Genomic DNA, 15,245 nt, shown 5'->3' with positions numbered 1-15,245 from the left:
CAAGATGGGGTGTATCTGCCCACTGCCTGATCAAGCTGCCGGACGGTTTCTCTTGGCTGAGTACATTTACACCATGCGCAAGGCGCGCAAGGCGCACGGCGACAAGGTGATCCTTGATGACGTCACCCTGAGCTTCCTGCCCGGCGCGAAGATCGGTGTGGTCGGACCGAACGGTGCCGGTAAGTCGACCGTTCTGAAGATCATGGCGGGGCTTGAGCAGCCCTCGAACGGCGACGCGTTCCTGTCGCCGGGCTACACGGTCGGCATCCTGCTCCAGGAGCCCCCGCTCAACGAGGAGAAGACCGTCCTGGAGAACGTCCAGGAGGGCGTCTCCGAGGTCAAGGGCAAGCTCGACCGGTTCAACGAGATCGCCGAGCAGATGGCGACCGACTACTCGGACGCGCTGCTGGAGGAGATGGGCAAGCTCCAGGAGGAGCTGGACCACGCCAACGCCTGGGACCTCGACGCCCAGCTGGAGCAGGCCATGGACGCGCTGGGCTGCCCGCCCGGTGACTGGCCCGTGGTCAACCTCTCCGGTGGTGAGAAGCGGCGTGTGGCGCTGTGCAAGCTGCTGCTGGAGGCGCCCGACCTGCTGCTGCTCGACGAGCCCACCAACCACCTCGACGCCGAGTCCGTCAACTGGCTGGAGCAGCACCTCGCCAAGTACGAGGGCACCGTCGTGGCCGTGACCCACGACCGGTACTTCCTGGACAACGTCGCCGGCTGGATCTGCGAGGTCGACCGCGGCCGGCTGCACGGCTACGAGGGCAACTACTCCAAGTACCTGGAGACCAAGCAGACCCGCCTCAAGGTCGAGGGCCAGAAGGACGTCAAGCGCGCCAAGCGGCTCAAGGACGAGCTGGAGTGGGTGCGGTCGAACGCCAAGGGGCGGCAGGCCAAGTCCAAGGCGCGTCTCGCGCGGTACGAGGAGATGGCCGCCGAGGCCGACAAGATGCGGAAGCTGGACTTCGAGGAGATCCAGATCCCGCCGGGTCCGCGCCTGGGCAGCGTCGTCGTCGAGGTCAACAACCTCACCAAGGGCTTCGGCGACAAGGTCCTCATCGACGACCTCTCCTTCACGCTGCCGCGCAACGGCATCGTCGGTGTCATCGGCCCCAACGGCGCCGGCAAGACCACCCTCTTCAAGATGATCCAGGGCTTCGAGGAGCCGGACTCCGGCTCCATCAAGGTCGGCGAGACCGTCAAGATCTCCTACGTCGACCAGAGCCGCGAGAACATCGACCCCAAGAAGACGCTCTGGGCGGTCGTCTCCGACGAGATGGACTACATCAACGTCGGCCAGGTCGAGATGCCCTCGCGGGCGTACGTCTCCGCCTTCGGGTTCAAGGGGCCGGACCAGCAGAAGCCGGCCGGCGTGCTCTCCGGCGGTGAGCGCAACCGGCTCAACCTCGCGCTCACCCTCAAGCAGGGCGGCAACCTGCTCCTCCTCGACGAGCCGACCAACGACCTCGACGTCGAGACCCTCAGCAGCCTCGAGAACGCCCTCCTGGAGTTCCCCGGGTGCGCCGTGGTCGTCTCCCACGACCGGTGGTTCCTGGACCGCGTCGCCACCCACATCCTCGCCTACGAGGGTGACTCCAAGTGGTTCTGGTTCGAGGGCAACTTCGACTCGTACGAGAAGAACAAGGTCGAGCGGCTCGGTGCGGACGCGGCCCGTCCGCACCGCGCCACCTACAAGAAGCTGACCCGGGGCTGATCGATCTTGCGGCACATCTACCGCTGCCCACTGCGCTGGGCGGACATGGACGCGTACGGCCACGTCAACAACGTGGTCTTCCTCCGCTACCTGGAGGAGGCCCGTATCGACTTCCTGTTCCGCCCGGAGAAGGATTTCAAGCAGGGGTCCGTGGTGGCACGCCATGAGATCGACTACAAGCGGCAGCTCGTCCACCGGCACCACCCGGTCGACATCGAGCTGTGGGTCACGGAGATAAGGGCCGCCTCCTTCACGCTCACCTACGAGGTCAAGGACGGCGACCAGGTCTACGTCCGCGCCTCGACGGTGATCGTGCCGTTCGACTTCGAGACGCAGATGCCGCGCCGGATCACCGCGGAGGAACGGGAGTTCCTTCGCGAGTACACGGACGACAAGGAGGAGGCCGTCGCCGCATGACGGTGCTCCATCTGGCCGACGAGGGGGAGGCCGCGGATCTCGCCGCCTTCCTCTCCCGCCTGCTCCACTACGACCGTTCGGCGTCGGTGCGCCTCCAGGCGGCCGGTACCGCCCTCGCCGTCTTCGGCCGGCCGCCCTCCTTCGAGGTGCTGGCCGTGCGCGCGGTGCGGCTGGCCAAGCCGTACGAGAACGGGCTCGACGCCACGCTGGACGTGACCGTGTCCGCCGGTGAGCTGCTGGAGACGGTGGACGGGGCGGCTGCCACCGCCGGCGTGCCGGGTGCGGTGACCGGGCCTCCGTGGGCCGGCGTACTCCCCCCGCGCGGCGGCTGGCGGCCCGAGCCGGGGCTGCCCGCCCCGGACGCCCTGCGCGCACTGGTCGCCGCCGCGGTGGCGGAGTTCCGCTCCCGCACGGGCGAGTTGGCGCCCGAGGGCCGTACGCGGGCCGAGCTGGACCGGATCGGGCGGGAGATATGGTCCCGGACGGTCGGGGACACCGGGCTGCCGGTGCGGGCCGTGCACGCGGCCCAGTCACTGGGGTTCCTGCGGGCGCCTGCCGGGGAGTACCTGTCCGGTGAGGCCGCGCCCAGGCTGTTCTCCTCGGGCGCGTGGCTGCGGCTGCGCACGCCCTACGGCTCCGTCGCCCTGCGCCGGGCGGGAACCGGGGCGCTGGGCATCAGCGTGCGCTGACCCGACGCCGCTCGTTCGTCGCCGCTCGTTCGTCGTCGCTCCGGCCCGATCACTCCGGCCCGATCAGTCCTGCTTGCTGCCGTCCGGCCGTACGGCGATGTGGTCGGGTTCCAGTTCCAGGGCGACGCGGTCGCGCATGCCGAGGGCCCGGGTGTGCTCGGCGGACAGCGGCAGCGTCGTGCGCGCCGCGGGGGCCACCTCCCGTACGCCCGGCACGGCCGCGTACGTCTCGGCGCGGCCCGGGCCCGCCGACCCGGCGGCCAGCACCCGCACCGGCGCACCGGCCCGGAAGTCCGTCCGGTCGTCCTGCGAACGGTCCCAGGACGCGCCCTGGCCGATCGCGAGCATGCCGAGCGCCACCGCGAGCACCAGCAGCAGCACCGGCCCGGCACCGCGCATCGGGCGGCGGCTGAGCTGCCAGCCCGCCGGCGCCGAGGTCAGCCCGCGCCCACCGGCCGCCCGGCGCTCGGCGAGCCGTGCCACCGGCGGCAGCAGCCGCTGCGTCAGCACCGTCCCCGCCAGCAGCGCCGGCGCGGGCGCCGCGACGAGTAGCGGATCGATGCCGAGGGCGCCCGTGCCGTCCCCGGTCACCGCGCCCGAGGTCTGCCGGGACAGCTGCCAGTAGGCGACGCCCGCGACCACCAGCAGCCCGACGTCCGCCCCCGCGCGGAGCGGGGCGGGCAGTGCTCGGGCGCGGCCCCCGGCGGCCGGGGACGAGGTCAGCGCCGGCAGCGTCACGGCCAGCACGAACCCCGCGAGCCCCCCCCCGAACCGCCACCCGGCCCCCGGCACTGTTGTCCAGACCTTCGGGCGATGCTGTCAGAGGCAGTGGGACGGAAGTAAGCGCCCGGTAATCGGACTTGACCGGATCGTGACCGGATTCCGGCGCCGGACGACCGGATTCCGACGCCAAGTCACGGGGTCATCCCGGGGTGTTGACCATTGAGGCCGCCGCGTACGTCAGGTACTTCCACAGCGTCTGCTCGTGCTCCTCGGAGAGTCCCAGCTCGTCGAGGGCGACCCGCATGTGCTTCAGCCAGGCGTCGTGCGCCGCCCGGTCGACGGTGAAGGGGGCGTGCCGCATCCGCAGCCGCGGGTGGCCGCGGTTGTCGCTGTACGTCGTCGGGCCGCCCCAGTACTGCATCAGGAAGAGCGCGAAACGCTCCTCGGCCGGGCCCAGATCCTCCTCCGGGTACATCGGCCGCAGGATCGGGTCCTCGGCGACCCCCTGGTAGAAACGGTGGACGAGCCGGCGGAAGGTCTCCTCCCCGCCGACCTGCTCGTAGAAGGTCTGCTCCTGAAGCGTGCCGCGCCGAATCTCGTTCACGTCGTCCATGGTCTCAGACGCGTGGACATAGGTCTTGAGGCTTAGGACCTCTACCGTCCGTCGCCCGGCCCGTACTGTGGAGACATGGGCGGGCACCGGGATCTGGACGGCCTCGCCGCCTCCGCGCGGGCGGAGCTGGTGCGGGAGATCGAGCTGAGCGGCGCCTGGGCGGCCGAGCCGGTGTGGCGGGAGGCCTTCGCGACGGTCCCGCGCCACCTCTTCGTGCCCTACTACTACGTCGGCGTCCGGGGCGGCTACGAACGCCGCTGGGGCGAACACCCCGACCGGCACGCCCGCGAGCGCTGGCTGCACGGCGCCTACGCCGACACCCCGCTGGCCACCCGGCTGCGCGACGGCGAACTGCTCTCCTCCAGCAGCCAGCCGTCGCTGATGGCGATGATGCTGGTGGAGCTGGGCGTGAGGGACGGCGACCGGGTCCTGGAGATCGGCGCCGGCACCGGTTACAACGCCGCCCTGCTCGCCCACCGGCTCGGCGACGACGACCTGGTCACCACCGTCGATCTGGACGCCGACATCACCGAGTCGGCCCGCCGGCACCTGGACGTCGCCGGGTACCACCCGGCCGTGGTCACCGGCGACGGCGCCCGCGGGGTGCCCGAACGCGCTCCCTACGACCGGATCCTCGCCACCTGCGCGCTGCCCTCGATCCCGCGCGCCTGGCTCGCCCAGTGCCGCCCCGGCGGCCGGATCCTGACCCCGCTCGCCACGGGACTGGTCGTCCTCACGGTCCGCGACGCCGGGCACGCCGAGGGCCGCTTCCTGCACACGCCCGCGTACTTCGTGCCGCTGCGCGGCGCGGAACGGTGCGAGCCGGAGACGCCCGGTCTCGGCGGGGTGCCGCGCCGGGCCCGGGAGGACGACCTGTTCCGCTTCCTGCTGGCGCTCGGCCGGGGCAGCCTCGACCCGCAGGAGGCGTACGCGCTGTGGGACCGCGAGGACGCGCCGCGGCGCGAGCGCTACGGGATCACCGTCAGCGGCGAACGGGCCTGGGCCTGGCTGGACGACCCGGAGGGCCCGTACGCCTGGCCCTTCACCTGACGTACGGCGGTGACTAGCCCCGGCGGATCGTGATCGTCGTCCAGGCGCCGACGTGCACCCGGTCGCCGTCCTGGAGCGGCACCGGCACGAAGGGCTGGATCGGCTCGTCGCCGCCGTTGACCGTCGTGCCGTTCGTCGAGTTCTGGTCGACGACCGCCCAGCTGCCGTCCGGCTGCTGCACCAGCACCGCGTGCTGGTGCGAGACGCCGGGGTCCTCCGGCGGCACCGCCAGGTCGATGTCCGGGGTGTCGCCGGTGGAGTGCCGGCGGCGGCCGATCGTGAACTGGTTGCCGGTGAGCGTGCGCTGCTGCTCGGGCGAGTACGCGGGCAGGTTCAGGCCCGCGGCCTCGGGGCCGGAGCGCTGCATCATCGCCATGAAGTAGTCGCGGTCCGGCCCGATGGTCGCCGTCCAGGTCGTCGGCTGCTGGGGCCGCTGCGGCTGCTGGGGCTGCGGAGGCTGCTGCGGGAACCCGTAGCCGCCGCCGGGCGGGGGCGGCGGGGCCTGGGTGGCGCCGGGCTGCGGGTAGCCGTAGCCGTTGCCCTGGGCCGGGCTCGGCCCGCCCGGTCCTCCCTGTCCGCCCGGTCCTCCCTGTCCGGTGGACGACGGCGGGGAGAGCACCCAGTCGTCGTCACCGCCGCCGAAGGACGGGCCGCCCGGCTGCGGGCGGTTGGTCTCCTGCGGGAAGGCGGGCGGGGCCGGCGGACCGGACTGCTGCTGGTAGGCCTGCGGGGCGCCCCCCGGCCCACCGGGGCCGGGCGGCGGAACGGGCCCGGGCGGCGGCGGAACCGGCCGCGACGGGTCGGCACCGAAATTGGGCGGGGGCGGCGGGCCGCCAGGGCCTCCGGGGCCGCCGGGACCGTGCGGGCCGCTGGGACCACCAGGGCCGCCGGGGCTGTAGGGACCATTCGGGCCGCCCGGACCACCGGGGCCACTGCCCGGACCACCGGGACCAGCGCCCGGACCACCGGGGCCACCGGGGCCGGTGGGACCACCGGGGTTGAAGGGACCGGAGGGACCATTCGGACCGCCCGGGCCGCCGGGGCCACTGCCCGGACCACCCGGACCACCCGGACCACCCGGACCACCCGGGCCACCGGGGTTGAAGGGACCGGAGGGGCCACCGGGACCACTGCCCGGACCACCCGGTCCCGACGGGTCGCCGCCGAAGGGCGGCCCCGGCGGGATCGGCTCGGCGGGGCGGTTCATCTGGGACGGGCGGGAGCCCTGGTAGTCGTACGAGTCACCGCCGCCGTACGACGGACCCGCCGGCGGCTGCTGGAAGTGCGGCGCCGGACCACCGGGCGCCGGCGGGCGCGGGGCGGCCGGGGTGTACGAGGTGGCGGTGTTGGTGAGGAAGTTCCACCGGCACTCCTCGCAGAACGGCGCCCCGCCCTCACGCGGCGTGCGGCACTGCGGGCACAGCTGCGGGTCGGCGCCGGGGCCACCGGGACCGCCGCCAGGCCCGCCAGGCCCGCCAGGCCCGCCGGGGCCGGCGGGGCCACCGGGGCCGGCGGGCGGCGGGAAGCCGTAGCCGCCGCCCGGGGGCGGAGGCGGGGGAGGGGGCGGCACGGCACCGGCCATGCGGTGACCGCAGACCTCGCACCAGTCGTCGGAACCCGACTGGTGTCCGTTCGGGCAGGTCGGCATGTCGGAGCTTCCCCCTCTTGCGGGCTTGTGGAGTGTGTTGTCCTGCGTCACTTCTTTACACGAACGGTCTTTGTCGACCGAGTCTCGAGAGTCATCTCGTCGGCCTCCTCGACCTTCGCTTTCAGTCGCACAGTACCTTCCGCCGCGTCGACGACGTCCACCACCTTCGCGAGCAGTTTCGCGGTATCCGCGTTTCCGGAGGCTCCCGCGAGCTGAACCGCACGGCCCAGTTTGGCCGTTGCTCCGTCGAAGTCTCCCGCTTTGCGCAGATCCAGCCCTTGCTGGATGACTTGTGCCAGTTCGGCCTGCCCGGTGTAGTGGGCGACTTGCGGGTTGATCGACGTGGAGGCGGCCATGTCGTCCGTCCACACGGCCCGTACGAGACCCTGCGCGCCGAGGTTCTGGACGCTGCCGTCGGGCTCCGGGATGACCAGGGAGACCCGGGCGGCCAGCATCTCCTGGCCGAGGTTCGCGGCCGGTACCTCCACGCAGACGTGGTAGTCACGGGACTCGTCGCCCCAGGAACCGATGGGGTAGTCCCCGGCGCGCGGGCCCGCCTCGGTGCGGCGGCCGGTCAGCTCCTCGACCGTGGGGGCGACCTGCTTGACGAACTTCACCGTGGTGCCGAGCGGGGTCCACAGGCGCAGGGCGACGTCCGCGACCTCCTTGCCCATGGCCGTCTCCATCATCCGCGTGAAGTCGGCGGCGAGGCCGGCCGGGTCGGCGACGATGTCGGCGGTGCCGAGCATGGCGGAGGCGATGCCTGTGACTTCTTTCACTTCCCAGTCGGTGCCCACGCCCCGGGCGTCACAGGTGAACCGCCCGGCGCAGGAGTCGAGCGCCGCCTTGAGGTCTTCCGGCGACTCGTGCTCGTTGCGGCCGTCGGTGAGCAGGATGCCGTGCCGGATGGCGACGTCCGCGGTGGACAGCAGCCGGTCGGCGAGCCGGAGCCAGGTGCCGATGGCGGTGCCGCCGCCCGCGCTCAGCTTGCGCAGCGCCTGCTTGGCCTGCTCCCGGGTGGTGGCGTCGGCGACCGCGAGCCGGCCGCCGCCCGGGTACACCTCCTTGGCCACGTGCGTGCCCCCGACCACCGCGAAGTGCACGCCGTCGCGCAGGGTGTCGATCGCGGCGGCCGTCGCGTCGCGGGCGTTGCGCATCTTGGTGGGCGGGTAGTCCATCGAGCCCGAGCAGTCGACCATCAGCGCCACGGCCGCGGACGGGCCCTGGCCCGGCGAGTACAGGTGGGGCGCGGCGACCGCGCTCCCGATCGTGCCGCCGCCGGTCGCGGTGACCGTCACGATGGCGTTGACCTCACGGCCGCCCTCGGGCAGGTACTCGTTCTGGTAGACGTCCACCGAGAACTGCGGCACGTTCGACTTCGAGAAATTGGCCATGCCGGATCGCATCCCCCTCTACGTCCCCACGGTGGTGGGGTGTCTGGCTGCCGGCGCGGACCGCCCCCTGCGGCCCGCGAGGCCGCCCCGCGCGGGCAGCCCTACCTGTGCGGGTGGCCCTGCCCGTGCGGAGGCCTCAGGCCGATCCTGCCCCCTGGGCCGGGGCCGGGAACGGCAGGAGGGCCACTGTTACGTTGTCGTGGCCCCCGCCGTCCAGGGCGTGGCCGACCAGAACGCGGGCGCTGTGCAGCGGGCGCGCGGCGGCGTCGAGGGGCATGGCGTCGGCCATCTCCTCGGCGGACTCGGCGTAGTTCCACAGGCCGTCCGTGCAGACCACGACCACGCCCGGGCGGTCCGGCTTGAAGGACGCGGTGTGCGGCTCCAGTTCGTAGGCGTCGGCGCCGAGCCAGCCGGTGATCGCGTGGGCGCGCTCGTCGGCGTACGCCTCGGCCTCGCTCATCAGGCCGGCGGCGACCATCTGCGCGGCCCACGAGTCGTCCTCGGTGAGCCGGGCGGGCGGTGTGCTCCGGTCGACCGGCACCCAGTAGACGCGGCTGTCGCCGACCCAGCCGACGACCAGCAGGCCCGAGGCCACCACGGCGCCGACCAGGGTGCAGGCGGGCGCGTTCTGGTGCGGGGCCTGCTCGCGGGCGGTGGCGGGTTCGTCCGCCAGCGCGTTGACGGCGTGCGAGGCGGCGAGGATGGCGTCGTGCATGGCCTGCTGCGGATGCGTGCCCCGCGGCAGGGCGGTGAGCAGCGACTCGCCGGCCGCCCGGGACGCGGCGAGCGAGGCGTCGTCGGGACGGGTCGCGGAGGACACGCCGTCGCAGACGATCGCCACGGTCGCGGGCGCGCCGTCGGGCAGCGCGGTGCAGCCGACGGAGAACGCGTCCTCGTTGCGGTGATGGCGCAGACCTCGGTCGCTGACCGCGGCGACGGGGCCCGACTCTTGCTCCATGTGGTCGCGTTCGCGGGGCTGGGCGTGCCCGCAGTTCTCGCAGTAGCCGTCGTCGTCGACCCGGCCCGCGCGGCAGGCCACGCACACCTTGTCGCCCGCGGCCGGTGCCGGTGCCGGTCGCACCGGTCCGGCGGGGGACTGCGGCTCGGTGGCCAGTCGCGGGTCGGGTGCCTGAAGTGGGTACTCCTCGGGCTCCCGCGGCCGGTCGGGACGGTCGAACCGCACGCCGGGCGCGGGCGACTCCGGCGGCGCCGCCGGCATCGGCGGTGCGGCCGGAGGGGTCGCGGCCGGCGGTGCGACCGGTGGGGTCGGTGGCAGCGGGGAGCCGCCCGAGTCCGTGCCGGGCACCTCAGCCGCCGCGTGCACCGGGGCGGGCCGGCCGGAGCCGTCCGAGTCCCGGGCCACGGGCCAGTCCATGCCGTCCGGCGGCGAGGACGGCGCGGGCACCGTGCCGTTCATGGCGATCGTCGGGCTGTCGTCGGGCCGCGCGGGCACTGCGGACAGGTCGTATCCGCACGCACCGCAGAAGCGGTCGCCCGACTCGAGGGGTTCCTCGCAGCTCGGGCACTTCGACACAGCGGCCTGCTGGGGCATCTGCGACATCAACTACACCCACGTCCGGGGGCGGTAACGATTGGCACGTTCCACCAGGTCGATCCTCTCCTCGCCGCCCCGCGCCAGCCGAGCCAGCGTGCGGTACGAACGCTCCAGGCCGAAGCGCAGGCCGCGTTCGTCCAGGCCGCTGCCGAGCAGCGTCCGTCCCCCGGCGGCGGGTGGGACGGAACCCCGACCTCCGGAGAGTACCCAGTCCAGCGCGCAGCCGAGGACCTCGGCCGACAGCTGCTCGCGCCGCGCCGGATCCAGACCGTACACGTCCAGCGCCTCGACCTGCCGCGCGGCGGCGACCAGATCGTCCAGGAAGGACACGTCGCCCGCGCCCGCGGTGCGCTGCCGCAGCCGTGCCCGTACGGCCGCGACGCGCGCGGCCGTGCAGTGTATGGACGACTCGGGCACCGACTCCAGCGTCCGTACGGCACCGGCCCGGTCGCCGCCGGCCAACTGCACCCGGGCCAGCCCGAACGCCGCGCTCACATGGCTCGGGTCGGACGACCACACCAGGCGGTAGTACTCGGCGGCGTTGTCGAGCTGCCCCAACACCTCCGCGCACAGGCCGAGCGCCAGCTTGGGCGCGATCTCGCCCGGGAAGGCGTCGTAGATCGCGTCGAAGGCCAGCGCGGCGACCTCGTGGTCCCCGGTCACCAGCGCGGCCAGTCCCCGGTACCAGACCACCCGCCAGTCGTCGGGCCGCTCGCCCTCCAGGGTCTCCAGGGCCTGCAGCGCGCCGGGCGCGTCGCCGCTCTCCAGCCGGGCCCGGATCTGCCGCAGCCGGGTCTCGGTCGACGGCGCCGGCGAGGCGGCCAGCGCGGTCAGCAGCTCACCCGGCGCGGACGCCATGAGGCCCGCCAGGAAACCCGCGTTGGGGTCGCCCGCGTCGACTCGGGGCACCGGCAGGGCGAGGGATGCGGTGGGCGCGTCGGCCGACTTGACCAGGCCGGAGACACCGGCGCCGACCTCGCCGGGTCCGCCGACCTCGCCGGGTCCGCCGGCCTCGCCGACACCGCCGGCCCCGCCGACCTCGCCGGCCTCGCCGGGTCCGCCGACACCGCCGACCTCGCCGGCCCCGCCGACCTCGCCGACCGAACTCACCGCACCCGGCAGCCCGGCGCTCGCACCCGCTCCGCCGGCCGGTCCGGCACTCGTGCCCGTCCCGCCGTAACCCGTGCCCGTCGCGCCCGTCCCGCCGTAACCCGTGCCCGTCGCGCCCGTCCCGCCGTAACCCGTGCCCGTCCCGCCCGGTGCACCGACCCCCGTGCCCGTCCCGCCCGGCGCTCCGACCGCCGCGCTCGTGCCGACCGGTAGCGCGGGGCCGGTGCCCGCGCCGCCCGGCGGCAAGGCCGGTGCCGAGGTGGCGCCGCGCCTCCTCGTGCCGGTCACCCGGGCCCGGGCCCCCAGCCGCGACACGTCGCCGTCCAGCCGGGGGAACAACTCCGTGTCCGTCACCCTGACTTCCGGCCCGAACAGCGTGGACACGGCCGGCCGGGCGCGGCCCGTCTGGAGCGACACCACCTCGCGCAGCACGCCCGTCAGCTGCTCCGCCATCTCCTGCGCGGAGGCGAACCGGCGGGCCGGATCCGGGTCGGTGGCGCGCACCAGCAGCCGGTAGAACGACTCGTACCGCCGGAAGACGTCGATGGTGTCCGGATCCGGCAGGGAGTCGGCGTAGACGTTGGTGTAGCCCTGGAAGTCGAACGTCAGCACGGCGAGGGTACGGCCGACGGTGTACAGGTCGGACGCCACCGACGGGCCGACGTCGGCGACCTCCGGCGCCTGGTAGCCCACCGTGCCGTAGATGGCCGACTCCTCGTCGTCCATCCGGCGCACCGCGCCCATGTCGATCAGCTTGAGCTGGTCCTCGGTCTGGATGGCGTTGTCGACCTTGAAGTCGCAGTAGAGCAGGTTGCGGCTGTGCAGGTGGCCGAGCGCCTCCAGCGCCTCGATGCCGTACGCGCAGGCCTGCTCGACCGGCAGCGGGTCGCGCCGCCCTCCGGGGGTGCGCCGGCCGTTGGCGATCTCCTTCAGGGACTTGCCGCCGACGTACTCCATGACGATGTACCCGTCCAGCGAACCCGTCCGCTGGTCGAGGTGCTCGACGAAGTTGTAGATCCGCACGATGTTGGCGTGCTCGATCTCGGCGAGGAACCGGCGCTCGGAGATGGCCGCCGCCATCGCGTCCTGGTCGCCGGTGTCCAGCAGGCCCTTGAGGACCACCCAGCGGTCGGAGACCGCCTTGTCCACGGCGAGGTAGACCCAGCCGAGCCCGCCGTGCGCGAGGCAGCCCACCACCTCGTACTGGCCGTGCACGACGTCCCCGGCGTTCAGCTTGGGCACGAACGAGTACGGGTGGCCGCACTTGGTGCAGAAGCCCTCCGTGCGCCCGGGCCGCTCCCCGCGCGCCCGCCCGACCTGCGCCCCGCAGTCCGAGCGCGAGCAGAATCGCTTCCGCTCGGGCACCTCGGGATTGTCCAGGACCATCGCGCGCGGGTCGGGCCGCGGGATCGCCGGGACCTCGACCAGGCCGGCGCCGAGCCGCCCGCGCGCGGAGGAACCGGCGGGCGAACCCGAGCTGCGCACCGACACCGACCGGCCCGTCGACCGTCCCGACACCGACCGCGACAGCCGTCCCGACACCGAGCGCCGGGACCTCGACGAGCACGACGACTGCGACGACGTACGCGAACTGCGGCTGCTGGAACGCGAACTGCCGCTGCCCGCCGAGCCGCGTGATCCGCGCGAGCCCCGGCCGCCGCCACCGGTGATCCCGGTCGGCGTCGAGCCCACCATGCCGTTGGAGCCGACGACCGGCGCGAGACCGCACGTGTCGCAGTACAGCTCGCCGCCGCCCATGTCCTCGTAGGTCCCGCCGCAGCCGGGACGCTGACACGTCCGCCGTGCCTCACTCATGACGCTGCCTCCCCCCCTAGTGAGTGTCGTTCGGATCTTGCCGGGGGCTCCGCCCTGTCGCTCACGCGCCCGGCCCCGTCCGGTCCACCGGCCCGCCCTGACCGGGCACGCGCGGAACGGAACCGAGCAGGTCGGCCGCCGCGTACTGGTAGCGCAGCACGGCCTGCTCGGCGACGCGCAGGTCGCAGGGCGCGCTCCACAGCATGCGGCGCGCCTTCTCGTACTTCTCGACCAGCTCGGGATCCTCGGCGAACCCGAGCCGGGCCACCTTCGCCTTGTACGCGTCGAGCCGGCCGCGCAGCTCCGCGCGGACCGCCAGCGGCGCGGTGACCGCCGTCAACGACTCCCGGGCGCGCAGCAGCTCGTCGTCCGCCTTCTCCTCCAGCGACTCCAGGAGCGGGGACAGACGGTGCCACTGTGCGTGTCTGCGGTACTCGGCGGCCGCCGCCAACTGCTCCTGGAGCACCGTGGGCGGCCCGCTGACGACCGGCACCTCCGTCGCCGCGATCTTCGCCAGCACCTCGCCGCGCGCGGTGCGGGCCTCGGCGAGGGTGCGGTCCGCGCGGGAGAGCACGTCCCGCAGGGCCACGATCCGTCGCTCCGCGTCCTGGCGGACCGTCAGCACCGCGTCGATCTCGCGGCGCACGTCCTCCAGGGCGCGCGCCTCCCGGTCGTACACCGTGGTGTCCGGCCGGCCGCCGCCCGGCGCCGAACTGCCCTCGGCGGGCAGCCAGAAGGCGAGCGGGTCGGACACCACCCGCTCGCGCAGCCTCGTCAGGGTGCGGGTGATCCGCTCCAGGTCGTCACCGGCCGGGTGCTCGCCGGGGCGGACTCCCACGGAGTGCGCGAGGCGGCGGGTGCGCTGGAGCTCGGCGGCGAGTAAATCGATCCGCGCGGGCAGCGCCGACCACACCGCGTCGGCGGCGACGACCATGTCGAGGGAGGTCGCGTACAGCTGGTTCATCCGGTCGACCAGGGTCGCCAGCGAGTAGCGCTCGCTGAGCCGGCCCGGGCCGCCGTCCAGGGTGGGCGCGGCGGCCGTGGCGGTGGCGCCGCCGGCCACCGTGACGGCCTCGCCGCGCAGCAGTTCGGTCAGCTCGGCCAGGTCCTCGCGGCTGGACCAGCGGCGCCGGGAGCGGATCTCCCGTGCCGTGCGCAGCGCGCCCGTGTACGCGTCGAAGTACGTCCACAGCAGCGTGATCGACGCCTCCGCGGCGGCCCAGCGCTCGCCGGTCACCCCGGTGAGTTCGGCGCCTTCGAGGAGTCTGCGGCCCGCGTGGTCCTGGAGGGCGAGGAGCGAGGTCTCGACCGCCTCGTGCTCCGCGCCGAGCCGCGCCAGCGCACGGTCCACCTCGTCCCGGTCCATCACCGGCCCGGTGGGTCCCGTGTCGCCCATCGATCACCCCTCGCTGTCGCGGACTCGTGCGTGCTCTTTCCCTGCGCTGCGGCGGTCGTTTCAGTTCTCGCGCAGATACTGCGGGGGCGGTGGCTCCGACTTCCCGGAGTCGTCACCCATGGTCTCCGACAGCCACTCGTCGTACGAGTGCTGCCAGCCCTCGGCCCTGTCGGCGCGCCACTCCACCAGGATCTGGTTGACCCGGCGTACCAGATCGTCGGCGTCCTTCTTCATCGCCACGCCGTAGTACTCGGTGGTGAAGGCGTCGCCCTGCAGTTCGACCGTCGGGTCCTGCGCGGCCTGGCTCGCGGCGAGCGCGCCGTCGGTGACCACCGCGTCGGCCTCGCCGAGCTGGAGCCGCACCAGGCAGTCCAGCTGGTTGGGCACGGTGGTGCTCAGGTCGGCGTCGGCGGCAAGCTTGCCGTCCTGCTGGTCCTGCTCCAGCGTGCTGAACGCCGTCGAACCCGCCGCCGTGCAGATCCTCTTGCCGGCGAGCGTGTCGTTGTACCCGGTGATGTCCGAGGACTTGGGCGCCAGTACCTGCTGGCCGGTCTCGAAGTAGGGCGCGGAGAAGGCGACGTCCTGTATGCGGTCGCAGTTGATGGTCATCGTGCGGACCACCATGTCGACCCGGCCGTCCTGGATCGCGGGTATGCGCTGGTCGGTGGGGATCGCCTTGAACTGCACGGCGTCCGGGTCGCCGAGGATGTCCTCCGCGATGCGGTGCACCAGGTCGATGTCGAAGCCCTCCAGCTCGGCGTCCCCGCCGCTGTTCGGGTCGCGGTAGCCCCAGCGGTAGCTGTTCTGGTCGACGCCGACGATCAGTTTGCGCTTCTCGCCCTCGCGGCTCTGGATCTCGTCGATGGTGGGGCCGTCGGCGTCGTCCGGGGACAGCGTCTGCTTCTCCGGGTCCGTGCACTCCTCGGCGACGCGCGCCTGGCTGCCGTGAGCGACCCCGTGGCCGGCGGTGCCGGTGCCCGCGCCGCCGCCCTCGCCGTGCGAGCGGACCACCGGCAGGAGCAGGGCGAAGAGCACGGCGAGGGCGCAGGCGAAGGCCATCGCCCCCACACCGCCCCAACCCCTCAGGCCGGCCCGCAGTCGTCGTGCACGCATCCTCG

The 15,245-nt window shown here is 73.6% G+C and carries 11 protein-coding genes and 1 pseudogene; 4 read left to right on the top strand and 8 right to left on the bottom strand.

Annotated features, from left to right (window positions below; all coding sequences use genetic code 11):
• The first annotated feature begins 52 nt into the window (after window positions 1–52).
• Genes ettA through ACFCZF_RS18260 form a run of 3 tightly spaced genes read left to right on the top strand, consistent with a single transcriptional unit; the run spans window position 53 to window position 2,823 of the window.
• Entirely contained in the window at window positions 53–1,717 is a 1,665-nt protein-coding gene (ettA, locus tag ACFCZF_RS18270; RefSeq protein WP_375912915.1) for an energy-dependent translational throttle protein EttA, read from the top strand.
• Window positions 1,718–1,723: 6 nt separating this feature from the next.
• Window positions 1,724–2,134, top strand: coding sequence for a thioesterase family protein (locus tag ACFCZF_RS18265; RefSeq protein ID WP_121747045.1), 411 nt, complete (start codon window positions 1,724–1,726; stop codon window positions 2,132–2,134).
• Complete coding sequence (locus tag ACFCZF_RS18260; protein ID WP_376672520.1) at window positions 2,131–2,823, top strand: hypothetical protein; 693 nt, start codon at window positions 2,131–2,133, stop codon at window positions 2,821–2,823. The genes ACFCZF_RS18265 and ACFCZF_RS18260 overlap by 4 nt, the downstream gene beginning before the upstream one ends.
• An 81-nt stretch (window positions 2,824–2,904) precedes the next feature.
• On the opposite strand, the pseudogene ACFCZF_RS18255 reads toward ACFCZF_RS18260, so the two are convergent.
• Window positions 2,905–3,600 (bottom strand): annotated as a pseudogene (locus ACFCZF_RS18255) (ABC transporter permease); the annotation flags it as partial.
• A gap of 145 nt (window positions 3,601–3,745) precedes the next feature.
• Window positions 3,746–4,159 carry a globin gene (locus ACFCZF_RS18250; protein WP_376672519.1) on the bottom strand — a complete coding sequence of 138 codons (414 nt, stop codon included), beginning with the start codon at window positions 4,157–4,159 and terminating at the stop codon, window positions 3,746–3,748.
• A 75-nt stretch (window positions 4,160–4,234) separates the two neighbouring features.
• Here ACFCZF_RS18250 and ACFCZF_RS18245 point away from each other — a divergent pair, with 75 nt between their 5' ends.
• On the top strand, window positions 4,235–5,209 hold the full coding sequence (locus ACFCZF_RS18245) for a methyltransferase domain-containing protein (RefSeq protein ID WP_376672518.1): 975 nt from the start codon (window positions 4,235–4,237) through the stop codon (window positions 5,207–5,209).
• A gap of 13 nt (window positions 5,210–5,222) precedes the next feature.
• On the opposite strand, the gene ACFCZF_RS18240 is transcribed toward ACFCZF_RS18245, so the two are convergent.
• The 6 genes from ACFCZF_RS18240 to ACFCZF_RS18215 form a co-directional block, all read right to left on the bottom strand.
• On the bottom strand, window positions 5,223–6,857 hold the full coding sequence (locus tag ACFCZF_RS18240) for an FHA domain-containing protein (protein ID WP_376672517.1): 1,635 nt from the start codon (window positions 6,855–6,857) through the stop codon (window positions 5,223–5,225).
• Between the two features lie 47 nt (window positions 6,858–6,904).
• A complete protein-coding gene (locus ACFCZF_RS18235; protein ID WP_376672516.1) occupies window positions 6,905–8,251 on the bottom strand; it encodes a VWA domain-containing protein in 1,347 nt (448 codons plus the stop codon).
• 136 nt (window positions 8,252–8,387) lie between these two features.
• Window positions 8,388–9,812 (bottom strand): PP2C family serine/threonine-protein phosphatase, encoded by a 1,425-nt coding sequence (locus ACFCZF_RS18230; protein WP_376672515.1) that lies wholly within the window; start codon window positions 9,810–9,812, stop codon window positions 8,388–8,390.
• Window positions 9,813–9,815: 3 nt separating this feature from the next.
• The gene (locus ACFCZF_RS18225) at window positions 9,816–12,731 is read right to left on the bottom strand and encodes a tetratricopeptide repeat protein (RefSeq protein WP_376672514.1); all 2,916 of its coding nucleotides are present in this window, start codon (window positions 12,729–12,731) and stop codon (window positions 9,816–9,818) included.
• Between the two features lie 61 nt (window positions 12,732–12,792).
• Window positions 12,793–14,127, bottom strand: coding sequence for a hypothetical protein (locus ACFCZF_RS18220; protein WP_375912888.1), 1,335 nt, complete (start codon window positions 14,125–14,127; stop codon window positions 12,793–12,795).
• Between the two features lie 60 nt (window positions 14,128–14,187).
• Window positions 14,188–15,240, bottom strand: coding sequence for a glutamate ABC transporter substrate-binding protein (locus ACFCZF_RS18215; protein WP_376672513.1), 1,053 nt, complete (start codon window positions 15,238–15,240; stop codon window positions 14,188–14,190).
• Between the last annotated feature and the right edge of the window lie 5 nt (window positions 15,241–15,245).

It is taken from the genome of Streptomyces sp. NPDC056296 (assembly GCF_042268605.1).
GTDB lineage: Bacteria > Actinomycetota > Actinomycetes > Streptomycetales > Streptomycetaceae > Streptomyces.
Note: the sequence above shows the minus strand (reverse complement) of the source record. Positions and strands in the feature narration are given on the sequence as shown.